This window comes from Acinetobacter johnsonii CIP 64.6, from assembly GCF_000368045.1.
In the GTDB taxonomy this organism is placed as follows: Bacteria; Pseudomonadota; Gammaproteobacteria; order Pseudomonadales; family Moraxellaceae; genus Acinetobacter; species Acinetobacter johnsonii.
Map to the genome: position 1 here is coordinate 747,301 of NZ_KB849236.1, position 25,030 is coordinate 772,330.

The 25,030-nt window shown below is 41.1% G+C and carries 25 protein-coding genes; 7 read left to right on the forward strand and 18 right to left on the reverse strand.

Annotation, left to right across the window (positions count from 1 at the left end; translation table 11 throughout):
• Positions 1-23: 23 nt before the first annotated feature.
• The 5 genes from F986_RS14740 to F986_RS18095 all read left to right on the forward strand — a co-directional run bounded on the left by F986_RS14740 (position 24) and on the right by F986_RS18095 (position 3,958).
• Positions 24-626 carry an alpha-E domain-containing protein gene (locus F986_RS14740; RefSeq protein WP_004696419.1) on the forward strand — a complete coding sequence of 201 codons (603 nt, stop codon included), beginning with the start codon at positions 24-26 and terminating at the stop codon, positions 624-626.
• Positions 623-1,402 carry a transglutaminase family protein gene (locus tag F986_RS14745; protein WP_004696421.1) on the forward strand — a complete coding sequence of 260 codons (780 nt, stop codon included), beginning with the start codon at positions 623-625 and terminating at the stop codon, positions 1,400-1,402. Before F986_RS14740 ends, F986_RS14745 begins: the two co-directional genes overlap by 4 nt.
• Before the next feature lie 24 nt (positions 1,403-1,426).
• Positions 1,427-2,161, forward strand: a complete 735-nt coding sequence (locus tag F986_RS14750; protein ID WP_004696423.1) for a proteasome-type protease — start codon at positions 1,427-1,429, stop codon at positions 2,159-2,161.
• A 47-nt stretch (positions 2,162-2,208) separates the two neighbouring features.
• Entirely contained in the window at positions 2,209-2,634 is a 426-nt protein-coding gene (locus tag F986_RS14755; RefSeq protein WP_004696426.1) for a BLUF domain-containing protein, read from the forward strand.
• Between the two features lie 86 nt (positions 2,635-2,720).
• Positions 2,721-3,958 (forward strand): IS3 family transposase gene (locus F986_RS18095; RefSeq protein ID WP_115613876.1). Its coding sequence is split into 2 segments (ribosomal slippage): positions 2,721-3,057 and positions 3,057-3,958, totalling 1,239 coding nucleotides; the frame shifts between segments, so codons are not numbered across the junction.
• A gap of 27 nt (positions 3,959-3,985) precedes the next feature.
• Here the strand turns inward: F986_RS18095 and alr are convergent.
• From alr to ppsA, 14 genes are all read right to left on the reverse strand, one after another.
• Positions 3,986-5,068 (reverse strand): alanine racemase, encoded by a 1,083-nt coding sequence (gene alr / locus F986_RS14770; RefSeq protein ID WP_004696429.1) that lies wholly within the window; start codon positions 5,066-5,068, stop codon positions 3,986-3,988.
• Between the two features lie 47 nt (positions 5,069-5,115).
• Complete coding sequence (dnaB, locus tag F986_RS14775; protein WP_004696432.1) at positions 5,116-6,561, reverse strand: replicative DNA helicase; 1,446 nt, start codon at positions 6,559-6,561, stop codon at positions 5,116-5,118.
• Between the two features lie 272 nt (positions 6,562-6,833).
• Entirely contained in the window at positions 6,834-7,280 is a 447-nt protein-coding gene (rplI, locus tag F986_RS14780) for a 50S ribosomal protein L9 (protein ID WP_004696433.1), read from the reverse strand.
• A 9-nt stretch (positions 7,281-7,289) separates the two neighbouring features.
• Entirely contained in the window at positions 7,290-7,517 is a 228-nt protein-coding gene (gene rpsR / locus F986_RS14785) for a 30S ribosomal protein S18 (protein WP_004278792.1), read from the reverse strand.
• Positions 7,518-7,528: 11 nt separating this feature from the next.
• On the reverse strand, positions 7,529-7,915 hold the full coding sequence (gene rpsF / locus F986_RS14790; RefSeq protein ID WP_004696436.1) for a 30S ribosomal protein S6: 387 nt from the start codon (positions 7,913-7,915) through the stop codon (positions 7,529-7,531).
• Positions 7,916-8,059: 144 nt separating this feature from the next.
• Complete coding sequence (locus tag F986_RS14795; RefSeq protein WP_004696437.1) at positions 8,060-8,815, reverse strand: DUF3142 domain-containing protein; 756 nt, start codon at positions 8,813-8,815, stop codon at positions 8,060-8,062.
• Positions 8,816-8,821: 6 nt separating this feature from the next.
• Positions 8,822-10,930, reverse strand: a complete 2,109-nt coding sequence (locus F986_RS14800; protein ID WP_004696439.1) for a PA5441 family protein — start codon at positions 10,928-10,930, stop codon at positions 8,822-8,824.
• 111 nt (positions 10,931-11,041) lie between these two features.
• Entirely contained in the window at positions 11,042-11,920 is an 879-nt protein-coding gene (gene cyoE / locus F986_RS14805; protein ID WP_004696441.1) for a heme o synthase, read from the reverse strand.
• A gap of 10 nt (positions 11,921-11,930) precedes the next feature.
• On the reverse strand, positions 11,931-12,260 hold the full coding sequence (locus tag F986_RS14810) for a cytochrome o ubiquinol oxidase subunit IV (RefSeq protein WP_026056475.1): 330 nt from the start codon (positions 12,258-12,260) through the stop codon (positions 11,931-11,933).
• A complete protein-coding gene (gene cyoC, locus F986_RS14815; RefSeq protein WP_004696446.1) occupies positions 12,257-12,877 on the reverse strand; it encodes a cytochrome o ubiquinol oxidase subunit III in 621 nt (206 codons plus the stop codon). The genes F986_RS14810 and cyoC overlap by 4 nt, the downstream gene beginning before the upstream one ends.
• Before the next feature lie 4 nt (positions 12,878-12,881).
• Positions 12,882-14,870: a cytochrome o ubiquinol oxidase subunit I gene (gene cyoB / locus F986_RS14820; RefSeq protein WP_004696447.1), complete on the reverse strand. Its 1,989-nt coding sequence runs from the start codon at positions 14,868-14,870 to the stop codon at positions 12,882-12,884.
• Between the two features lie 3 nt (positions 14,871-14,873).
• Entirely contained in the window at positions 14,874-15,947 is a 1,074-nt protein-coding gene (cyoA, locus tag F986_RS14825; protein WP_004696450.1) for a ubiquinol oxidase subunit II, read from the reverse strand.
• 300 nt (positions 15,948-16,247) lie between these two features.
• A complete protein-coding gene (locus F986_RS14830; RefSeq protein ID WP_004696452.1) occupies positions 16,248-17,015 on the reverse strand; it encodes an RDD family protein in 768 nt (255 codons plus the stop codon).
• Positions 17,016-17,358: 343 nt separating this feature from the next.
• A complete protein-coding gene (gene ppsA / locus F986_RS14835; RefSeq protein WP_004696454.1) occupies positions 17,359-19,737 on the reverse strand; it encodes a phosphoenolpyruvate synthase in 2,379 nt (792 codons plus the stop codon).
• A 156-nt stretch (positions 19,738-19,893) separates the two neighbouring features.
• Here ppsA and ppsR point away from each other — a divergent pair, with 156 nt between their 5' ends.
• Positions 19,894-20,730: a posphoenolpyruvate synthetase regulatory kinase/phosphorylase PpsR gene (ppsR, locus tag F986_RS14840; RefSeq protein ID WP_004696455.1), complete on the forward strand. Its 837-nt coding sequence runs from the start codon at positions 19,894-19,896 to the stop codon at positions 20,728-20,730.
• Positions 20,731-20,862: 132 nt separating this feature from the next.
• A complete protein-coding gene (locus F986_RS14845; RefSeq protein ID WP_017396990.1) occupies positions 20,863-21,537 on the forward strand; it encodes a hypothetical protein in 675 nt (224 codons plus the stop codon).
• Positions 21,538-21,572: 35 nt separating this feature from the next.
• Here F986_RS14845 and F986_RS14850 read toward each other — a convergent pair whose 3' ends face one another.
• From F986_RS14850 to F986_RS14865, 4 genes are all read right to left on the reverse strand, one after another.
• Positions 21,573-22,136: an NAD(P)/FAD-dependent oxidoreductase gene (locus F986_RS14850; RefSeq protein WP_004696460.1), complete on the reverse strand. Its 564-nt coding sequence runs from the start codon at positions 22,134-22,136 to the stop codon at positions 21,573-21,575.
• Positions 22,137-22,377: 241 nt separating this feature from the next.
• Positions 22,378-23,379 carry an LLM class flavin-dependent oxidoreductase gene (locus F986_RS14855; RefSeq protein WP_004696463.1) on the reverse strand — a complete coding sequence of 334 codons (1,002 nt, stop codon included), beginning with the start codon at positions 23,377-23,379 and terminating at the stop codon, positions 22,378-22,380.
• A 290-nt stretch (positions 23,380-23,669) separates the two neighbouring features.
• Positions 23,670-24,197, reverse strand: a complete 528-nt coding sequence (locus tag F986_RS14860; RefSeq protein WP_004696464.1) for a hypothetical protein — start codon at positions 24,195-24,197, stop codon at positions 23,670-23,672.
• A 224-nt stretch (positions 24,198-24,421) separates the two neighbouring features.
• Positions 24,422-24,847 (reverse strand): glycine zipper domain-containing protein, encoded by a 426-nt coding sequence (locus F986_RS14865; protein ID WP_004696467.1) that lies wholly within the window; start codon positions 24,845-24,847, stop codon positions 24,422-24,424.
• Between the last annotated feature and the right edge of the window lie 183 nt (positions 24,848-25,030).

Here is a 25,030-nt window from a genome sequence, read left to right on the forward strand (position 1 = left end):
TAAACAAATATGAGGGTAGAACTATGATTTTATTAAGCACCAATGCTGAAAATATTTTTTGGTTAGGGCGTTATTTAACACGTACTCAATATTTGTGTGCTCAGTTTCCTTTTACCCAAGACCAGCCTGCAATGGATTATGCGCATGCATTTTGCTTGCCTGCTTTTGATGCGTGCTCACTGAATGAGCTGATTTTAAACCCAAATAATCCTGCTTCATTTAACCAGCAATTTCAAAGCGCTAAGAGTAATGTACAAGACTTGCGCGGGATTTTATCTGCAAAGGCCTACGCGGAACTGAATCAATTTATCAAAAATGCCACTGAAAACACCGCCTATATTTGTGATGTGGTTGGAGAGTGTCAGGATGTACTTGAGTCTGAAGCCAGTGATGTCTTTTTATTCTTTAGTTTGGGGCAAATGATTGAGCAGCTTGACCGTCAAATTCGCCTAAAACAAGATGCACAAAATACTTTAGTTGAAATAGAAAACATCGTCATCTTATTAAAAGAAATGGGCTGGCTAAATTTGGCACAAGCTTGGCTAGAGCTCAAATCGCAACCTGATGCGATGAATTTTTATCATTTTAGTGATTATATTCAACAATTGTTTGAGGTTGATGTATGAAACTTATGATCAATCATCAAACGCATTATCAATATAGTGAATTGGCGCTGAAAAGCATTCAATATATCAAAATGACACCTACGAATAATTCACACCAAAAGGTATGTCACTGGCATGTGAGTGTGCCAGGAGAGCGAGAAGAAAAACGGGATGCCTTCCAAAATATTTGGATTACCAGTTCGCAACGTGAAGCGTATCAACAGCTGACCATAATGGCACAGGGCATTGTTGAAATTAATAGCTTGGCAGAACATGGCATCCAAGATCGTCTGAATCCCAATTTATTTTTACAACCGACGCCCAATACTCAGTGCAATGCCGAAATGAAGGCATTTGCACATCAGTATGTGCCTGAGCTGAATCGGGAAAATTTGATGAAACTGTCAGAAGCAGTTTTAGCGCATATTCCTTATGTACCTGCTGAAACCTCGGTACTCACTTCGGCAATCGATGCATTCAATGGGCAGCAAGGCGTATGTCAGGACCATAGTCATGTTTTTATTGCCATGTGTAAGCATCTTGGCTTACCGGTACGTTATGTATCGGGGTATTTGCATGTGCCTGAAACTTCACACCTCGCCAGTCACGCGTGGGCCGAGGTGTATATTGATGATGCATGGTATTGTTTTGATACCAGTAATCAATTGTTCAAACCACAGTCACATATCTATGTAGCTATTGGGCGCGATTATTGGGATGTGGCTCCCGTTCGTGGCGTACGTGAAAAAGGTGGGGTGGAATCGATGCATTCCATGGTACAAGTTTTAAGTTGTTAAGGTTTAGCTGAAAAAGGATGTTCTATGACCTATTGTTGTGCACTTCGTCTGCAAGATGGTTTGGTTTTTATAAGTGATACGCGTACGAATGCAGGTGTAGACCATATATCCGTGTTTAGGAAACTGTATACCTTTGGTGTAGAGGGTGAACGCTTTATTGCGATTCAAACCTCAGGAAATTTAGCAACGACCCAAGCCGTGATTGGGCATTTAAAAAATCATCTGGAGCTAAGCCAAGAACCGAATTTATATAGTGTCAATACCATGTTCGAAGCGGCTGAGTTGGTCGGGCATACTTTGAAAAAAGTCTTGGCGGATATGGCACCAGACACGCAAGAACAAAGTAATTACTACTGTAGCTTATTGGTCGGTGGACAAATTAAAGGGGCAGAAATGCAACTTTATAATATTTATCCGCAGGGGAATTTTATTTGTGCGACCAAAGATACGCCGTATTTTCAAATTGGTGAAAGTAAATATGGAAAGCCAATTCTAGATCGTGCATTACGGTATGACATGCCCTTAGATGAAGCGGTGAAGTGTAGTTTGATTTCTTTTGATTCAACCTTGCGTTCCAATGTTTCTGTCGGTTTGCCCTTAGATGCTTTGGTGTATACAAGAGATAGTTTACATATTCCAGTGGGTAAGCGGATTGATGAAGAAGATCCGTATTTTTCAAGCATTAGTAAGCAATGGTCAGATACCTTAAGAAAAGGATTGCAAGAATTGGCAAAGCCGACGGATGACTATTTAGTATAAACGTGTTAGATGCTAAAAATAATGAAATCAATCAATTGGGGAAGTCTATGCGGCAAATTTGCTATGCAAGTACTTCAACTTCGGATCATGTACAGCTTCTTCAAGATGTTCGGGACATTTTAAGCGAAGCATGTGATTTTAATACAGTACATAATATTTCAGGCGTTCTTTATTATGCTGATCAGCATTATTTCCAGTGCTTAGAAGGGGGTGAAGCTGCTTTAGAATTATTAATGTCGAAATTATTGAAAGACCCTAGACATAAAGATATTAAAGTCTTTGAGGCGAAAACGATTCACGCGGCACATTTTAGAGCTTGGGGCATGAAGTATGTGCAACGTATGAGTAGCGTACATACCAAAATGCGTGAGATGGGTTTTGCAACATTTGAACCGCAGAGTATGAGTCAACAACAAATTGATCAGTTGTTACAAGACCTTTACGATGCCCAGTCTGATGAGAGTTTGTGTTGAAAAAAGCCCAAACAGATGTTTGGGCTTTTTTATTGGAACTGCTGTCCCGTCCTGAAATAAGTTTACACCTTTAAGAGGCTTATTTTATGGAACATGAACGAGAACAAAGAGTTAAACGTACACAAGGTGATTATAGCTTTGCCTTTAAAATGATGGTTGTACATGAAGTAGAAAAAGGGCAAATTACTTATAAACAAGCTCAGGCAAAATATGGTATTCAAGGAAGATCAACTGTGCTGGTATGGTTACGCAAGCACGGACAACAGGACTGGACTTCGAATATGCCGCCTTCTTCTAAACGCCAATTAACACCCCAACAACGAATCCGCCAATTAGAAAAGCAGTTAGCCGCAGAAAAGCTTAAAACTGAATTTATTCAGGATGTGATTTATCACATTGATAAAGAATGTGGGACTGATCTTGGAAAAAAGTATACCGAGCACGTTTCAAAGATTGGCAAAGCCAAAGAGGACTAAGCGTTTCACGTTATTGTCAGTGGTTGGGAATCACCCGACAAGCTTATTATCAAGCAGAAAAACGTGCTCAAATGACTGCACAAGCAACTGAACAAATACTTGAGTTGGTTATGGAATATCGTTGTCTCATGCCAAGTATCGGAACACGTAAGTTGTATTGGCTTATTAAAGGCAAATTGTTGCAGCGTGGTTTAAAGTGTGGACGGGATCAGTTATTTAAAATATTGAAAGAGCATAATTTATTGATTCGCCCCAAGCGTCGCTATACAAAAACTACGGATAGCAAGCATTGGATGAAGAAGCATCCAAATTTATTAAAGGATTATTCAGCAGTGCAAGCCAACGAAGTCTTTGTTAGTGATATTACTTATGTTGAGAGTGCTGAAGGCGTACATTATTTATCATTGGTGACAGATGCTTATACCCGTCAGATTAAAGGTTATAAGTTATCGAATGATATGCGTGCGGAGAATGTTATGCAGGCTCTACATATGGCGATGCAGCATGTGACGGATCGAGCGACTAGGATGATTCATCATTCAGACAGAGGCTCTCAGTATTGCTCTGAGCTATATCAATCGGCATTGCGCCATTATGGGATATGTCCTTCCATGACAGATGGATACCTTGCGAAACAGTGTTTCTCATATCAAAATGCATTAGCAGAGCGGATTAATGGAATATTAAAGCAGGAGTTTTTAACTACACGATGTCAAACCATGAAGGAGTTAGATCACTTAATTACGGAATCTATCATGATTTATAATTGCTATAGACCACATTTAAGTTTAAATATGAACACCCCGAATCAGATGTATGAGCAAACTAAAACCGAGCTAATTGCTTAACTCGGTTTGAAGTGGAATACTGTCAATCTATTTCAGGACAAGACATTGCTTACGTGTAGGGCGATTGCTTAACCGGCAAAGTAGCTCATAACCAATGGTTCCATTGGCTTCCGCAACATCGTCAACTAAGCGATTTTCACCCCAGAGCTCAACTTTTGTACCGAGGCCGGCATTTAAACCCGTCACATCGATCGCAATCATGTCCATTGCTACTCGGCCCACAACAGCTACTGCCTGACCATTTATAGCAACATAGTTTTGCTTTGAAAATGCACGTGGATAGCCATCTCCATAACCAATCGAAACAATGGCCAGTTCAGTTTCTTGGTTTGCGACAAAATGTGAACCATAGCCGACACCTTCACCTGCTTGAATGGTATTTAATGCAATAATTTCCGCCGTGAAGGTCATAACTGGCTTTAAGTCTAAGTCGTGTGCATTTTTATCGGCAAAAGGTGATGCACCGTAAAGCATGATGCCAGGACGAACAAAATCAAAATGAAGTTCAGGCCATTTAAAAATAGCAGCTGAGTTACAACATGAGGCTAGAATCGGTGAGCACGCTTCTTTGATGTGTAGAAATTGCGCACGTTGCTGCTCATTGAGTGGGTGATCCGCATCGGCATTGGCAAAGTGCATTGCCAGTACACATGTAAAGCCTTCTGCTTTCAATGAGTCGATGACATCAATGATTTCGGCAACTTTAAAGCCTAAACGGTTCATACCGCTGTTGAGTTTGACCCAGACTTTGAGCTTTTGTGCGATATATGCGGTTTTATGTGCGATCAACCAATCGACTTGCTGTTGCTGATGAACCACACACTCGATATTTTGCTCAATGACGGTTTGCATTTCATCTGCTGAGAAAACACCTTCAATCAGTGTAATCGGTTGTTTAAAGCCGAGTGCACGAATTTCCAGTGCTTCTTCTAAACAGGCGACGCCAAAGGCATCGGTTTCACTTAAGGCTGCTAAACAGTCTTTGACTCCGTGTCCATAAGCATTGGCTTTGACCATGCTGACGATTTTCGCGTTTGGGGCAAGTTGTTTGACACGGTTTAAATTATATTGCAGCGCTTGGCTATCAATATAAACTGTTGCTTGACGCACCCTAATTACTACTACAGGGTCATGGAAAGGCGACGATGAGGCTTTAATTATTCCTCATCATCGTACTGAGCATAAAACTCAGGGGATAAGTTACTAAAGCGGGTATATTGGCCTTCGAAAGCAAGTCGAACGGTACCAATAGGGCCGTTACGCTGTTTGCCAATAATAATTTCGGCAGTGCCCGCTTCTTTGGACTCTTTGTTATAGACTTCGTCACGGTAAATAAACATGATCAAGTCGGCGTCCTGCTCGATCGCACCGGATTCACGTAAGTCTGACATCACGGGACGTTTGTTTGGGCGGTTCTCGAGGGAACGGTTAAGCTGAGATAGTGCAATTACAGGGCACATCATTTCTTTGGCAAGAGCTTTTAGGCTTCGCGAAATTTCCGAAATCTCACCGACACGGTTATCCCCCATGCCTGGTACTTTCATCAGCTGTAAGTAATCGACCATAATGCAGCCGAGTTTACCATCGTGCTGTTTGGCAATACGACGTGCACGTGCTCGAACTTCTGTAGGTGGAAGAGCAGAGGAGTCATCGATATAGAGCTTTTTCTCTTGCAGTTGCAAAATGGTGCCCGTCACTTTTGACCATTCATCGCCATCGAGTTTACCCGAACGTAAATGGCCCTGATGGACTTTCCCGTAAGAGGAGATCAAACGCATAGCGATGGAGTCGGCTGGCATCTCCATGGAGTAAACCAAGGCAGGTAGGTCATTATTAAACAGCACGCTTTCAACCAAATTCATGGCAAAGGTGGTTTTACCCATCGATGGACGCGCTGCAACAATAATCAAATCACCTGCTTGCATGCCCGAGGTTTTATTGTCGAGTTCAAGAAAACCTGTGGTTAAGCCTGTAATGCTGCCTTCCATTTGTGATAATTCATTTAGCTTATCAAAGACATCGGCCACAACTGTATTGATGGCTTTAGGCCCTTGAGCTTTGGCATTGTTATTGTGTTGTTCTGCCAAAGAGAAAATATTGGTTTCGGCCAAATCTAAAATTTCACTGACGTTACGACCTTTGGTGTCATAGGCATTTTGTAAAATTTCAGAGCTGACCTTAATCATACTGCGCAAAGTCGAAAATTCTTTGATCTTAGTAGCATAAGTTTCCATGTTATAGAAACTAGACGGGGAGTCTGCCATCAATTGCATCAGGTACTCTTCACCACCAACCGCATCGAGTAGGTTTTGTGTGGTGAGCCAGTCATGAACTAAAACCGCATCATAGGGTGAGCTGTCTTTGGAGAGTTGCGCAATGGCGCGAAAAATATATTTATGGCGCGTCGCATAAAAGTCATTTTCAGTCAGTACATCGCCAACTTGTTCAAAGGATTCAGCAACCGTCATTAAAGCGGCAAGTACAGCTTGTTCCAATGCTAAGTTATGCGGAGGTGTACGGAATTCTTTCAGTTGCCCTGACTCATTTGGTTTATTGTCTTGTTTCGATGAGCTCTTTTGAGCAGTGGCATTCGCCTGTGACATATAACGCCCTGATTTTTAATACAGTAAGAGGGATAACTTAAGATAAATTTCACTGTAAATTTGGGAAAAAATACAGTCATTTAACTCTATGCACTTTATCAAAAAATGCAGCTGCTGTGTGCTGAATTCAAGGCTTATGGATAAAACCCATAATATTCAAATTTGGCATTTTGTGGGGCAGACTGATGAAGTTTTAAGCTGAGCAATGAAACTACTTTTTCATAGAGATAAAAAAAAGAGCATGCAAAAGCATGCTCTTTTTTTGCAAGAAATTACTCAGATACGATAGTAACGAGAACTTCAGCAACAACATCATGGTGCAATTGGATTGCGATGTTGAATTCGCCAGTGTGACGAAGTGCACCGTTCGGTAAGCGAACTTCTGCACGGTCAACTTCAAGACCAGCATTTGTTAACGCGTCAGCGATATCACGAGTACCGATAGAACCGAATAGTTTACCTTCGTCACCAGCTTTCGCAGTGATTACGATGTTAACTTCGTCTAATTGGCTAGCACGTGCTTGAGCAGCAGCTAAAACATCAGCTTCAGCTTTCTCAAGTTCAGCGCGACGAGCTTCAAAAGCAGCAGTGTTAGCTTCAGTAGCAGCTACTGCTTGACCTTGAGGGATAAGGTAGTTGCGGCCGTAACCAGCTTTAACTGAAACTTTATCGCCTAATTTACCAAGGTTTTTAATGCGTTGTAATAAGATAATATCCACAGCTCAACCTCACTTATGATTGTCAGTGTAAGGGATCAAAGACAAGTAGCGAGCTTGTTTAATAGCAAGCGCTAATTGACGTTGGTAACGAGCTTTAGTACCTGTAATACGGCTAGGAACAATCTTGCCGTTTTCAGTGATGTACTGTTTTAAAGTGTCGATATCTTTGTAGTCGATGTACGTAACGTTCTCAGCTGTAAAGCGGCAGAACTTGCGACGACGGTAAAAACGTGCCATTGATGTTCTCCTTATGCTTCAGCAGAGTCTTGAGCTTGTTGTGCTTCTTCACGTTGAGCTTTACGCGCACGTTTTTCTTCAGCACTCTTAGCCAATAGTGACTCTTCAGTGATAGCGTTCTCACGACGGATGATAAGGCTACGAATAATTGCATCGTTGTAACGGAACAATTCTTCTAACTCATCAAGAGTAGTTTGACCACACTCAACATTCATAAGAATGTAGTGAGCTTTGTGGATCTTGTTGATTGGGTAAGCCAATTGACGACGGCCCCAGTCTTCAAGACGGTGAATTTGACCTTCAGCTTCTTTGATGTGAGTTAGGTAGCGTTCTACCATACCAACGACTTGATCGCTTTGATCAGGGTGTACTAAAAGTACGATTTCGTAATGACGCATTGTCAGCTCCTTACGGTTTAAACAGCCCCTAACAAAAAAGTTGTTAGAAGCAAGGAGTCACAACCTAGGTTGTGTCGCATTAGATGCGAAGGGGGAATTTTAGAGACTTTGCTCGCCAAATTCAAGAACTTCTCTTAAAAAGCCCTAATTATTTTGAGGTTTTGAGCGTAAAAGGAAGACGACATAGCCTTTAAAGTTCGGATCATTTTCAAGCTTGGGCGGTCTATGCCACTCACCATATTGAACAATGCCAATTTTATAAGGCAGTTTTAGTGCTGAAACTTTTTTTAGATAAGCTGCATAGTTGGGTATGGTGGTTGAACTTTGATAAGTTTGAATGACCAACTCGTCGATGGTGTTATTCAGGAGGTTTAAAGTCTCCTGATTTGTCACATTGGTCCAGTCCATTAAACCCGTGATACTGAGTTGATAGTGCTGCGGCAATTGTTTTCTTAATTGACTTAAGAATAGCGCATATTGGTGAATGTGTTTGGTTTTGGCATCGAAATCAATTTGTATGCCTTGAATATGATTCCCTGCATTTTCCCATTGCTGAACGCGTTTTAAAATTTGTGTAAGTTCTTGGCCCTGCCAGTCTAAATGATAATTACGAAAAACTAGCCACACCTTTTGCTGAGGAATTTTTAAGACGCTTACGCCTTGCGGTATAAGTTTAGAGTGATGTGTTTGGGAGTCTAAACGGATTTCACCTTGTAAAATATAAAGTTCTTTAGCCACTTTTAGGTAAGGGGCAGATGAAATATTGCCCCAAATCCAAAATGCATCATAGTCTTCGGTATTTACCGAACCAAATGTTGAAGCTGGCTGACTCGGCTGACAAGCCATGATACTCAGCATACAGATCAACGTCATAACAACGGAAAAAATCTGCTTCAACATATAGTCTTACCAGTAATACTTTAAAGATTGTGCCCAAGAAGTACTTGGGTAGTCACGTTTAATGTGGTCGAACCATTGTTTACGGGTGGATTTTTCAACTTCTGCATCCTGACAGTCATTCATCCCGCTTGGTGAATAACACATGATTGAGCGATAAAGCGCATACGCTTTTAAATCAGGTACAGAACTGGATTTGATGATGTCCTTATACACTTGACCACGGGCAAAAATTGCACCTTGGAAGCTGGAAGTTTCTTTTTCTAAAGCGGTGACATAGCTTATGTTGTAGCCTTGAGTCGAGCGTGCATATTCGCCCAAACAAAGTCGGAGCTTTAAATCTTGAGATGAATTTTCAAGTTTTTGAGTCAGGCTGAATAAATCGGGGCATTGAATCTGTGGCGTGATTTTTGTTCCTACCCAAATGAAATCACTGAAAGGCGGTTGGTTTTTATAATTTTTATATGTTTCTGAGTCATATTTATACTTCGCGACATCTTGTGGTAGCAGTACAAAGGCTTGATTAAACAGTTTAAAGTTCTGATGCACCAATGATTTTTGCAAAGTTTTATATAAAGCTAAATTTTTTTGATCTGTATTTGATGCTTTGCTCTGTACAATTTGCATTAAGCTTTTTTCATTAGCTTCATTTTCAATAAAGCTTTTTTGCAATGAAGCTTGTTTGATTTTAGCATCTGAACCGATAAAGGCGCTGGCATTTTGCTGTTGGGTATAATGTGGATATAGCATCAGTTCAAATAAGCCACGCTGTTCAATGGATTTTGATTGACTCATCCAACCTTCCCAGTATTGCTGCGCATTTTGAGTTTGTCCGAGTTTCTCTAGAATACGACCTTTTAACAAGATTTGACTGAGTTGAAGGTAACTATTAATTGAAGTAGAGGAATGTTCTGGCAAATATTTTAAAGCTTCGGCTGGTTTGTTCTGCACAAAGAATAAGTGATTGGCTTGTAGGTATTGGAACAGTTCTGGCTGACTCTTAAATAGTGTTTTTTGGTTGTTGAGTTCAGACCAGCTTAAGACTTTATCTTCTGCTGATGTTGCCTGACGCATTTGCATTAAATCTGAAATGGTCAGAAAGAATGGATCTTTTAGATTTTTTGGATTGAATGAGCGGCTTTGAAAAACATGGCGATCTATTTCAAAGACTAGATTATCGAGCTCTAAATTATAGTATTTGGAATCGGGATGATTGATTTGCCATGCGAGTTCGCTGGTCAGGAGTTCGGTATTTCCACTCAGCCAATAACAACGACGCAGTAAACCGCGTGCGCTTGCCGCATATTTTCCCTCAGGAAAGCGTTTGAAGTAGGTAGTGATATGCTCATAGGTGTTTTTGAGTAAAGTCTGATCTACTTTATCGGTTTTTAAGTCGCCATATTTGCCGACACCCGACTGATAGCTTTCATTGAGGCTGCTACGAATCAACATATATTGCGATGTTTCTTTGATCCAAGGCTGATCAACCGTAGTTAAAACTGAGTAAATTTTAGTAGCTGTGGAAAAGTTACTGTTGTAAAAGGCAATGGTTGCATTTAAATAAGACGCATACTGACGTGCTTGTATAGACCAGTTCGGATTGACTTGGATGAGGGCAAGATCACGGTCACAGGCCGAGATATTCTGTCTTCCTTGAATTAGTAAATCTTTTTCCGCTTTGCTGAGATTTTTGTCAGCTTTCACCTGCTGGGTAAATTGATCCGCACCATTGTCTAGACTACTGCAATGTTCTTGGTAGGGTGTTTTTTGATTGCTCGGTTTTAATCGGGCATTCGGTCGTTTATTGGTTACGCTTTGAAACAATGTTTTAGCTGCAAATGGTACGTTGCTATATTCAGTTTCCCAAAGCGGACCATTTGGCTGATTAAAATTCAATTTGGCCAAGCCCATGTCGCTCAGAAGTAAAAGCATATTGGTTTGATTGTCATTGGCGGGCGTGAGAGCAGGCAAATTGTCACAGGCTGTATAGACATTGGTTTGAATGTTGGTCGATGGGTAGCAAGAAACATCGAAACCAGAAAAACTGTGTGTGCTATAAGCAAGAGTGATAGGGAAGAGACTAATAAAAATAGATTTTTTAAAAAATTGTGATGGCATTTTGATTGCATAGCATGAGTTATTGTTGTGTCTGCTATGGTAACAACTTAAAGACTAGACTTAAATATTGAATAAGTTGAAATAAAAAAGATAGAGAGAACTCTATCTTTTTTAAAACAGCGGCAAATGTGGCGCAGGTGAGACATAGCTAAAACTAAAACTAAAACTTAATGCAGTAATTAAAATTACTGAATATAAGAAATAGCGTTTTGCCCAAACCTGATCATTTTCAGCTTTAAAACCAATGATTGATAAATATACCCAATAAGCACAGAGTGCGTTAAAGGTGATAAGAAAAAACATATTGGTATAGCCAAAACAATACAAACCATTTAACACCGCAGCAAACAACAAGACATAAATCAAGCTTTCAACTTTCGTGCGGAAAATTGAACGTGCTACAGGTAAAATTGGAATGCCTGCATTTTTATAGTCGTCAAAGCGGTATACCGCAATTCCCCATGAATGAGGCATTTGCCAAAGTGCATATGCTAAGAAAAGCAACAATGCGGCAACATCAAATTCATTGGTCACAGCTGTATAGCCGATCACTGGTGGACTAGCACCAGAAATACTTCCAATCACGGTTTGGTGAATGGATGTGCGTTTGCTCCATAGACTATAAAAAATCACATAAACCAAAAAACCAAGTACAGCAAAGCCAAAGGCATAAGCATTAACAAAGAACCAGAGTAGGGCGAAACCTAATATTCCAAGCACAGCAGAAAATGCCAAAGCAACGGAAGGACTGATGGTTTTTTTAACTAATGCACGGTTCATCGTCCGTTCCATCTTTTGATCAATATCTTGATCAATGACGTTATTGACGACACAGCCAGAAGCAACAACCAGTGTTGTACCAAGTAGGGTGATGAGAAGAAGGAGGAAATCTACAGACCCCTGAGCGGCTAAAAAGAAGCCGCCCAGAGTGGTAACGAAGTTACCAAAGAGAATTCCTGGTTTAGTCAGGAATAAATACTTTTTCAACATGACGATCAGTTTAGATCATCATGTTGTAGTGTAAGTAGTTCATAATCCATACAGAGCCGACTAGAAGTACAGCAATACAAAGTACTGTATAGATAAATGCAATCACGTTCCAACGTTGCTCTGAAGATGAGTTCATGTGCAAGAAGTAAACTAATTGAACTAGAACCTGAGCAACCGCTGTAATTGCGATAACCGCCATAACAATACCGCGACCAAAACCACCAGCCATTACCATACCGAATGGAATTACGGTCAGGATAACTGAAAGGATAAAGCCGATCGTGTATTGCTTGGTGTTACCGTGTGAAGCACCAGCTGAGTTATGATCGTGACTCATTATAGAACTCCCATCAAGTAAACTACGCTGAATACACAGATCCAAACGATGTCAAGGAAGTGCCAGAACAAGCTTAGGCAAGCAAGACGACGAGTGTTTGGAAGAGTCAAACCATTTTTCTTGATCTGAATCATCAAAATGATCATCCATACCAAACCTGAAGTTACGTGAATACCGTGCGTACCTACTAAAGTAAAGAACGACGATAAAAACGCACTTACGCTTGGACCGTGGCCAGCATGAACTAAGTGATTAAACTCATATAGTTCCATGCCGATGAATGAAGCACCGAATAACCAAGTGATCGCTAACCAAGTTAAAACTTGGTTGACGTTCTTTTTGTATGCAGCAAGAACCGCAAAACCAAAAGTTACAGAAGAGATCAAGAGAGCGAAAGTTTCAGTTAAAACGAAACCTAAAGACTCACCGAATAATTCTTTTGCACTTGGTGTGCCCATAGGCACATGGCTACTTAAAACAGCGAATGCAATGAAGAGTGTACCGAATAGAATCAAGTCACTCATCAAATAAGTCCAAAAACCAAAGACGGTGATGTCAGTATCATCGTGGTGATGATGCTCATCGTGTCCGTGGTTTTCGTGATGAAGTACGTCAGCCATTGTCTTAGTCCTTCTTCAAATGTTTTTCAAGAATCGCGTAACGTTCATTTTCAATACGCTCAACTTCAGCAGCAGGAACATAGTAGTCCACTTTCTTCGTAAACGAAGACACGATGAAGCTGATAATAGCAGCGATGAACATTACAACAACTAACCACCAGATATGCCAGATTAAACCAAAGCCCATAACAGTAATGAACATGGCAATCACAACACCAGCAGCACGATTCGTTGGCATATGAATGTCTTCGTATGAAGTAGGTTTCGCATATGCTACGCCATTCTCTTTGTCATTCCAGAACGTATCAATACCATTGATTGTTGGAAGATGAGCAAAGTTGTAGAACGGAGCAGGAGACGAAGTCGCCCATTCAAGTGTACGACCATCCCATGGATCGCCTGTAAGGTCGAGGTTGTCGTTGCGTTGTAAGTAACCAACAACAATCTGCATAACGAAACATGCAATACCAATCGCGACTAACACAGAACCGAAGAATGCAATAGCAATGTACGGATCCCATTCAGGGTTGTCATATGTATTCAAACGACGAGTCATACCCATGAAACCAAGGATATAAAGTGGCATGAATGCGAAGTAGAAACCGAAGAACCAGAACCAGAACGCAGCTTTACCCCATGCTTCATTGAGCTTCCAACCAAACATTTTCGGCCAGTAGAAAATGATGCCGGCAAACATACCAAACACCACACCACCGATAATTACGTTATGGAAGTGAGCAATCAAGAACAATGAGTTGTGTACAAGGAAGTCCGCAGGTGGAACCGCCATTAATACACCAGTTAAACCGCCGATACCGAATGTTACAAGGAAGCCAAGCGTCCATAACATAGGAGTAGTGAAGGTGATACGACCCTTATACATTGTGAATAACCAAGAGAAGATTTTCACACCTGTAGGAATCGCAATAACCATGGTCATGATACCGAAGAACGCATTCACGTTCGCACCAGCACCCATGGTGAAGAAGTGGTGAAGCCATACTACGAACGCAAGTACTGTGATCGCAATTGTTGCATACACCATTGATTTGTAACCGAACAACGTTTTACGAGAGAACGTTGATACAACTTCAGAGTAAATACCAAATGCTGGTAATACTAAGATGTAAACTTCTGGGTGACCCCATGTCCAAATCAAGTTTACATACAACATTGGGCTACCACCCATGTCATTTGTAAAGAAGTGGAAACCGAAGTAACGGTCAAGCGTTAACATCGCAATTGTTGCTGTTAACACTGGGAATGACGCAATGATCAATACAGCTGTACACAAAGATGTCCAAGTAAAGATCGGCATGTCCATAAGTGACATACCAGGCGCGCGCATTTTAATGATGGTAACGAAGAAGTTAACACCCGTTAATAGCGTACCTAAACCTGAAATCTGAAGTGCCCAGATATAGTAGTCCACACCCACGCCTGGAGAGTATTCGATACCTGAAAGAGGAGGATAAGCCATCCAACCTGTTGCAGCGAATTCACCAATTGCAAGAGATGCCATCATTAAGCCTGCAGCACCAGCAAATAACCAGAAGCTTAGAGAGTTTAATAATGGGAAGGCAACGTCACGTGCACCAATTTGAAGTGGTACAGAGATGTTCATTAAGCCAACAACTAGACCCATTGCTACGAAGAAGATCATGATTACACCGTGTGCGGTGAAGATCTGATCGTAGTGTTCTGGGTGTAAATAACCTTCACCGCCACCTTTTGCAAGGAACAGTTGAAGACGCATCATAATCGCATCGGCGAAACCACGCAAAAGCATGATGATCGATACGAAAAGATACATGATACCAATTTTTTTATGGTCGACTGATGTGAACCATTCGTTCCACAAGTAGCCCCATTTTTTAAAGTAGGTAATACCAGCAACAACTGCGATACCACCTAAGATCATCATTGCAACTGTGACCAGTACAATTGGATCGTGCGGAATAACGTCCGGACCTAACTTACCTAAGAAGCTCATGTCTTATTCCCCTACAACTGATGAAGCAGGTTCAACAGCGGCATGTGCTTCAGATGAAGCAGCCCCGTGAGCACCCGCAGTCGCTGAGTGATCAGCACCGTGATAGTTGCTCATATATTTGCTGATGACTGACTTAAACAAGCCTTCCTCTACAGAAGAGTAGTAAGTCACAGGGTGTGGCTTAGTTGGATAAGGCTTCATTGCCTCAGCAGCAGCCTTCTCTTCAGGAGTTTTTGCTTTTGAAATCAAAACTTCAATTTGGTGTTTACCACGGTTACCGTCACGTAAAGACTCAAATTCAGCTTGATCTAAAATTGTTTTTTGTACAGCTTTAGGATTAATGCTTGTACCGTTACCTGCTTTAACTGCAGCAACCCATTCAGCGAATTGAGCGTCAGTTACAGAGTGAGCACGGAAGCGCATTTGCGAGAAGCCGTAGCCTGAATAGTTTGAAGAGAAACCGCGGTAGCCTTCAGCTGGGCTAGTTCCATCTGCTAACAAATTCAAGTGCGTTTGCATGCCTGCCATTGCATAAATTTGACCACCTAACGCAGGGATGAAGAACGAGTTCATCGTGAAGTTAGAGGTAATTTTAAGTGCAACTGGAGTTTTTTCAGGGAAACGAATTTCGTTAACCGTCGCAATGTTAAGATCAGGGTAAATGAAGATCCATTTAAACTGTTCTGCAATGACTTGAATATTTACAGGTGCTTTATCAGATTCGAGTGGGCGGTAAGGGTCATACTTGTGTGAACCCCACCAAGTTAACCAAGCCAGAATACCAATAATAATGACAGGAATACCCCAAACTACAATTTCAATTGCAGTAGAGTGTGCCCATGTAGGTTTATAGTCTGCATCTTTATTCGACGCGCGATATTTCCAACCAAACCATAATGCCATTACGACTGATGGAATAACCACCAATAGCATTAAATAGATCGCAGTCATCATTAAGTCAGATTGACCTTGTGCAACTGGACCTTTTGAGTTTAGAAGTACCATATCACCACCACACCCAGTTAAGAGCGCGGCGATCGCAGATAAAGACAATACAGCTAAAATCGTTTGTCTCATTTTACAACCTCGGTGAAGAGTCCCATTCCCTAATAAAATTGGGATAGCGATTAAAGTGTCGCATGGTTGAAAAGTTTCTTTTTAAGTCTAAAACACTTCTCAATCATAAGACACCGCTACGTTGTAGGGCATTATGCCTCATATCGACAAACTAAGCTATACGTAAAGGTGCTTTAAATAACTGTTATAAAAACCGATTTTTTCACTCGGAATTTTATAATTTATTTAGGGATTTATTTTGAATATCAATAAACTGCAGAAAACTGAGGTGAGCCAAACCTCAGCTTAAATATGGTCAAATTACTGCTTAATGACCTTAGTTTTCGCCAGCTTATCGTGCAAAGTTTGACGCTTTGCAGTTAAACCAAAGACGTGATCGGCGATGGTAATAAACGGCATGAACAGCATATTGAGTACAATAAAGACAACACTGCGTAATGTGAATACACGTAAAAGGCTGACTTTTTCGTTGGTTTCAACGTCTACAATTTTAATTTTGGTGATTTTTTTGCCAATACTTTGACCATTTTTTGCTAAGAAAAAAGCCTGGATACCGAGCATAATCAGCAGGTAAATGCCCATGGTGGTCCATGCTTCAGTTGGAATCAAACTGAACAGTTGTGCTTGCAGTTCACTGGCCTGTGTTGCTGTAGTAGCCGCTTGCATTTTTTGCTGAATTTCAGTGAGTTCACCAAATTTATCTGCTTGTAAAAAGAACGAGGGAATCGCAGCGGCAGGGAGCCAAAGAAGTAAATCAATGACTTTGGCTAAGACGCGTGTGCCTATTGATGCCAGTTCAGGTTGAGCAACTTTCGCCGCTGTACGGTTTGGTTGTGAAAATTGATTTGGCGTATGTATTGGCTCAGGAATAGGGGGCTGAGGTTGATAACCTACAGGTTCATACGCCAGTTTTCCTTGGGTGAGTTCACCTAAAGCTTTCCATTCAGGCATACCCTGATGCCAAACTAAATCCGTCAATAAAACTTGTTGGCTTGCGAGCATTTGATTCAATTGCTCTAAGGTATATGGACCGGCTTGTTGATTATTTCGTGCCAAGTAAATCTGCATATAAACTTAATCTCAAAATATAAGTTGGGATATTCAAATAATAAATGTATTTGTTTTCAGATTAAAAACAAATAAAAAATCTATGGTAAAACATGCGGATAGTCTAGAGAATTTCAAGCTGAAATTAACCAAAACTACACAAAATGCAGGACAGTGTAGCAAGGATTATGCTGCTTCTTCTAGCTTTATCGTAATGCGATCTCTTCTCAATCAAGATGTTGATGCATGAGTATCAAACTTAGTCTAAATTTTTGCATCAATATGCTTGTTTTAATGCGGATACGTTGAAAGAGTGGATATAAAAAAAGACCCACAAAAGGGTCTTTTTTATCGGATCAAAAAGTTAAGCTTTTTGAACTTTTTCTGCTGCAAGGAAGAACCAAGTGTCTAATACTGAGTCAGGGTTAAGTGATACAGATTCGATGCCTTGTTCCATCAGCCATTGCGCAAGATCTGGATGATCTGATGGGCCTTGACCACAAATACCCACATATTTACCTGCTTTACGGCATGCATGAATTGCCATAGAAAGGAGTGCTTTTACTGCTGGATCACGCTCATCAAATAGGTGAGATACAATACCAGAGTCACGGTCCAGACCAAGTGTTAACTGGGTTAAGTCGTTTGAACCGATAGAGAAGCCATCGAAGTGTTCAAGGAACTGTTCAGCTAATAATGCGTTTGTTGGTAACTCACACATCATGATCACTTTCAGACCATTTTCACCACGTTTCAAACCATTTAACGCCAATAATTCAATTACACGTTTCGCTTCATGTACAGTACGTACGAAAGGAATCATGATTTGAATATTGGTTAAGCCCATTTCGTCACGTGCTTTTTTCAACGCGCGGCATTCTAATTCGAAGCAGTCACGGAAGTTGTCAGACACATAACGGCTTGCACCACGGAAGCCCAACATTGGGTTTTCTTCTTCAGGCTCGTATAACTTACCACCGATCAAGTTTGCGTATTCATTTGACTTAAAGTCAGACATACGAACGATGACAGGTTTGTCTGCAAATGCTGCAGCAAGGGTAGAAATACCTTCAACCAGTTTTTCAACATAGAATTCGATTGGCGATGCATAACCCGCTGTACGCGCCATCACCGCAGCACGTGTTTCACGTGGCAAGCTGTCAATGTTCAACAATGCTTTAGGGTGAACACCGATCATACGGTTAATGATGAACTCAAGACGTGCGAGGCCAATCCCTTCATTTGGAATTTGTGCAAAGTCAAATGCGCGGTCAGGGTTGCCGACGTTCATCATTACTTTGAACGGAAGTTCTGGCATAGATTCGATTGAATTGGTTTGAATCTCGAAATCTAAAGAACCTTCGTAGATGAAACCTGTATCACCTTCTGCACATGAAACAGTTACTTCTTGGCCGTCTACTAGAACTTCAGTTGCATTACCACAACCGACGATTGCTGGAACACCCAATTCACGCGCAATAATCGCTGCGTGACAAGTACGACCACCACGGTTAGTGACAATTGCAGCCGCACGTTTCATTACTGGTTCCCAGTCTGGGTCAGTCATGTCAGATACAAGCACGTCACCGTCTTGTACTTTGTCCATTTCTTTAATAGACGTAACAATACGGACTTTACCAGAACCGATACGTTGACCGATTGAACGACCTTCACAAATCACAGTGCCTTTTTGTTTTAAAAGGTAGCGTTCCATGGTGCCGACGTTTTCACGGCTCTTCACTGTTTCAGGGCGCGCTTGAACGATATAAATTTGACCGTCATCACCATCTTTTGCCCACTCGATGTCCATTGGAGAACCATAATGGTTTTCAATGATCAGCGCTTGTTTTGCAAGTTCTTGTAGTTCGTGGTCGTTTAATGCGAATTGTTGACGCTCTTGTTTTTCAACATCAACCACAACAACTGATTTACCTGCAGATGCTTCTTCGCCATAAATCATTTTTTGGTGTTTAGAACCTAGATTACGACGGAGGACAGCGTGCTTGCCTGCATTTAAAAGAGGTTTAGAAAGGTAGAATTCGTCAGGGTTTACTGCACCTTGAACAACCATTTCACCCAAACCATAAGATGCAGTGATGAAGACTACGTCACGGAAACCTGATTCAGTGTCGAGTGTAAACATTACACCTGCTGCACCAGTTTCAGAGCGAACCATACGCTGAATACCAGCAGATAAAGCCACAACATCATGCGCAAAGTTTTGGTGTACGCGGTAAGAAATTGCACGGTCGTTATACAGTGATGCAAATACTTCTTTGATCGCGATCAATACGTTGTCGATACCGCGAATGTTTAAGAAGGTTTCTTGTTGGCCTGCAAAAGAAGCATCTGGTAAATCTTCTGCTGTCGCAGAAGAGCGAACGGCAACCGCGATGTCTGGGTTGCCGTTTGAAAGCTCTGCAAATGCTTTACGAACTTCTTGTTCGAGTTCTGCCGTAAGTGGAGTATCTACAATCCATTGGCGAATTTTCGCGCCTGTTTCAGCAAGAGCATTTACATCATCAACATTGAGGACTTTTAACTCTGCATTGATTTTAGCGTTTAGGCCACTTTGCTCGAGAAATTCACGATATGCTTGAGCTGTAGTAGCAAAGCCACCTGGTACAGATACACCTGCATTTGATAGGTGGCTGATCATTTCACCTAAAGATGAGTTTTTCCCACCTACAAGTTCAACGTCGTGTTTCCCTAATTTTTCTAGACCAATTACGCGCGCTTCCAAAGTTGTTACTCCACTTTTGCAGTATTTAATCACTATCTTGGCATCAGATTATAACAAATCTACTTAGCTTTTTGATTTTACTAAGCGACAGTCATGTAAGATCGGTTTACTATAAAGATTATATAGCACTAAGACAAATTTTTGAGGAGAATTTTAATGTCAGGAAGTAAACAATTTAAGCGGAGTGTTTTTTTTGTATCTGATGGTACTGCGATTACCGCTGAAACCCTTGGGCACTCGCTATTGGCGCAGTTTCCAAATGTTGACTTTGACATTCATATTATTCCTTATATTAGCTCTGAAGAAGCTGCTACAAATGTGGTTGCTGAGATCAATTTAAGGGCACAACAAGACGGACAAAAGCCACTGGTTTTTGACACTTTAGTCGACCCGTACGTGCGTGACATTATTAATACTGCAAATGCTATAAATCTTGATGTATTTGAAGGGCTTATTAGTAAATTGTCTGAAGAGCTAGGAACGCCGCCTACAACTTTAGTCGGACAGACCCATGCGGTGACCGATTCGGCGTCTTATAAAGCACGTATTGATGCGGTGCATTTTGCTTTAGATAACGATGACGGTGCACGCACACGCCACTATGACAAGGCTGACCTGATTCTGATTGGGGTGTCGCGTTCGGGTAAAACACCGACGTCAATTTATTTGTCATTACAGTTTGGGATTCGTGTTGCAAACTATCCTTTAACTGAAGAAGACTTGGATGACAACCGTTTACCTGCGGTACTTCGCGCGCATAAACAGAAGCTTTTTGGTTTGATGATTGATGCGGAACGTCTGGTTGCTATTCGCTCTGAACGTAAAGCCAATAGCCGTTATGCAAGCTTCAGCCAGTGTCAAATGGAGCTTCGCGCAATTGAAGGGATTTATATCTCTGAAGGGATTAAATACTTAAATGTCTCGGAAATGTCGATTGAAGAAATTTCAACCCGTGTACTGCAAATGACGGGCTTAAAACGTCGCATTGGTTGATATTGTCATTACATTATAAAGCGTCATATTGATGATGCTTTATAATGTCGATCAATATAAAAATACAGATTAGATCAAATGAAAATAATATCAAAATGCCTATTAGGTGTATTTTGTTTTGCTCATTTTAATATGGCTTTATATGGGAAAAATATATCAATTCAGCAGGCTGAGCAGGCCATTGATCAAAAATATGCAGCGCTAGATTTTTATGCGGTGAATCAACAGATCGAAAGTGATATGGTTGATTTAATCCGTGAAAATGCAGAAAGTTATGCTTATTCTTTCCCTAAATTGACTGAAAATCTTAGACTAAAGATTAATGCCTCACCGGACCAACTGCTTAAATTCTATACCTTTGATGTAGGTGGTGGCGGTACTATGGGTGAATTTTCATCCTATGTGCAGATGAAATCGAGCACGTCCACTAAACTTCAGCCTTTAGAAACAGGCTATATTTTAAAGATTGACCAAGTGAAATTGGGTGCACAGCCGATTTATCTGATTCAAAGTTATTACAAAGGTGATAGCTGTCACGGTCTCTATCAAATTCAAGCCTTTAAAATGCATGCCCAAGCTTTGACAGCAACACCAATTTTCCAGACCAAAAACCAGCAACTAAGTTCGATTGAAGTAGATTATGACTGTCATTATGACGAAGAGCAGCGCGGTTCATATATTCGTGTTTCAAAAGACTTAAACAAGATTGATATCACTTTATTAGATCAAAACAGCCAACCGACTGGAAAATACTTACGTTATCAGCGCTCAAATACAGGCTATCGGTATATAGGTGTGACGAAATAAACAACGGGTAAGTGGGTAAAACTTACCCTATACGGTTAATGGCTATAGGTGGTAATGATCACATCGACTGGATATTCGGCGCCATCTAAACTTTGAATATCATGTTCACGAATTTTGACGATTGGCCAAGTGATTAGCTTACAGTTGTCGCGCTGTAGGGCATGATAATAATGATCGGACTTAAAAAAATTAAGTTTATCGGCAGCGGAGTTAGGTTTGAGTTGGTGTCTAAGCCATGGGTCTTGGACTTGGGTTTCTAAAAAGCGTAGAGCCAGTAGGCATTTGATCCGTGTATTAAATAGACGTCGGTTCTTAATAACCAGAGGATGTTGGATTAAGCGCTGAATTCCACGCTCTGTTTTTGGCAAGATAAATTGCGGTGCGTTTTGAAAAACATAGACCGATTGAGCGACCTGACAAATCGATTCGAGGGCAGTTACTGTATGCTGGTTAGTGCCAATAATTGCGACACGTTGCTCAGCAAAAGTATGTTGTTTAATTTCTGATGAGGGAATTAGTTGACCTTTAAAATGCTGAAAATATTCGGGATGGTTTTGAAATAAACCAGATATATTGTCTGTTGAATGTAAATTGACCATGCTTGATCCTTAATTGTTTTTTATCGTCTTCCTTAATTTATTATTTTTAGTGCTTTTGCTCTAAAAAGGCAAAGTGATAAATTGTCTGAGCAGTCACGCTAACTTTAGTCTAGACATAGCAGCAGTTTTTGCAGGGTTTTAAGGATCTTTTAGATATCGGCTGAGATTTTAATTATTCATTTATGCACGTCGCCTTATGGGTATGCATTAATACGCATAAGGCGATTAACTTCATTTGTACTTAGCTATTTTTGATCTGCATGAGACGTTCAAAATTTTCTAAACGTTTGTCCGTGTCATAGATGTCACAGGTGAAAATGAATTCGTCGACATCATATTCTAAAAGAAGCTGTTTCAAACCTTCTTTCACTGTGCCATTGGAACCGATTTGCGCCATGGCATAAAAACTGTCTACTGACATTTTTTCCGCAGGTGACCATAGACCGTCCATACTGGCAATCGGTGCTTTTAACTTTAAACTTTGACCGCGCATGAGACCTAAAACTCGTTGGTAGGCACTGGTCGCTAGATATTCAGCTTCAGCATCGGTTTCAGCAACGACCGTCGGGACACCCATAGATACATAAGGTTTGGATAAGTACTCAGAGGGTTCAAAGTTTTCACGATAGAGCTGAATCGCTTGTTTTAGCATACGTGGTGCAAAGTGTGATGCAAAAGAGTAGGGAAGACCGAGTTTTGCAGCCAGTTGTGCACTAAATAAACTTGAACCGAGTAGCCATACAGGAACATGTGTCCCTTGCCCCGGAGTTGCAATGATACGCTGATTTGGCTCAGCGTCCTTAAAGTAATGCAGAATTTCTAAAACATCTTGTGGGAACTGATCTTCAGTTTCTTGACGGCCACGGCGAAGTGCGCGCATGGTCACTTGGTCTGTACCCGGTGCTCGACCTAAACCTAATTCGATCCGGTTTGGATAGAGTGTCGCAAGCGTACCGAATTGCTCTGCCACGATCAGCGGGGCATGGTTTGGGAGCATGATACCGCCAGAACCGACCTTTAAGGTTGAGGTATTCGCAAGTAAATAGCCGAGTAGCACCGCAGTTGCAGAGCTGGCAATACCATCCATATTATGATGTTCTGCAAGCCAAAGTCGGCTATAGCCTAAACGCTCAGCTTGTTGGGCTAACTTTAAGCTATGCTGTAGGGTGAGTTGTACAGTTTGATCTTCGCGGACAGGAGCTAATTCTAAAATAGAAAATTGAGTCTCGGACAACGTGCGCATTCTATTTCTCAGTTTTGTTTTATATATCGAAATAATACGATATAAGTGCTATCTTGTATATCGATTTTATTCGATGTTCTGATTGTTTTATATAAGGTATTGATTTAAAAATGAAACAAAATTTATATTCAACATCGTTGAACAGCACCAGCCACACATGCGTTTAAAACCAAAGTGGTAAGCTGCTGCATTCAGTAGAAACGATGCAGTGTCTTTTTTGAGTGTAGTTGTCAGATAAATAAAAAAGCACCCGAAGGTGCTCTTTTATTTGAAAATGTTTTATGCGGTACTTAGCGTTTACCGTTTTTGTACCAGCCTAAGTGACGGCCATTGTCACCACGGTAGTTGTGACCATTATATTTATAATTGCTATTACGGTAGCCACGGCTGTCATAACGACGATCATAACGGTCGTCGTAACGGCGGTCATATTCGTCATTATAACGACGGTCTTCAGAGACTTTTTTACCTAGAACTGCACCACCCGCTGAACCGAGACCTGCACCAATATACCCACCATTGGTACCGCCCATGTTTTTACCTACGGTATAACCACCTGCACCACCGAGTGCTCCACCAATGATTGCACCATTACGGTCACGTTTGTTGGCTGAAGCGGCTGCACCTGCACCACCACCAATGGCAGAACCAATCATCGCGCCTGTTTGTCCACCCATTTGGTTACCAATCGCGGCACCGACAACACCACCTAATGCAGATGTTAGTGCAGTATTGGTTGTATTACCTGCATATGTTGTGGTCATCGTTAATGCTGAAGCTGCAATTACGGTACTCATTAAAATTGATTTAATTTTCATTTTTAAACTCCTAAGAGCATGTCTATTTTGTCTTGATTTCACTTTAGCGAAACAAGTGGGAAGAATAATGAAGAGAAATTTTATCGAAACCATTGCTTTGGTAAGTGCTGTGTAACGACTCTTCGTATTTTCTACCAGTTTGGCTGATGTGTTGTTGCGTCTAAATCTGTGCCATAAAAAAGCACCCGAAGGTGCTTTCAATGACATCTTTACGATGCAGCTAATTAATGGTGTTTATGTTTTTTCTTCCATTTTTTACCATGGTAAGAGTCATACTGTTTATCTTTTGAGATTTTGTTGCCGAGTGCTGCACCGCCCGCTGCACCTAATGCAGAACCCACGTAGCCACCATTGGTTCCGCCCATGCTTTTACCTACGGTATAGCCCGCACCACCACCGATCGCACCGCCAATAGCAGATTCAGTACGATGACGTTTGTCACTTGCAACTGCTGCACCACCTGCACCACCAAGTGCTGCGCCAATAGTTGCACCAGTTGTGCCGCCCATGTTTTTACCAATTGCTGTCCCTGCAACACTACCTAAAGCACTGGCTGCTGCAACGCGAGTTGTGCTGTCTGCATACGCAGTTGCAGTAAACATAGATGCCGTTGCTAATGTTGCTGACATTAAGAGTGTATTAAGTTTCATGTGTTTCTCCATGTCCAACATTGGTTGAACTGTCTTACTTTTTTCGATGTGGCTAATGTAACAAAAAGATTCCAGTTAATTGTGGAGAGTTAAAACTAAATTGAAACCCGTTGGTTTCTTGTTTGTATCAGTTTTATTACAAATGTGAATAAGCAGAATGAAATTTATCCAAAATCATGCAAA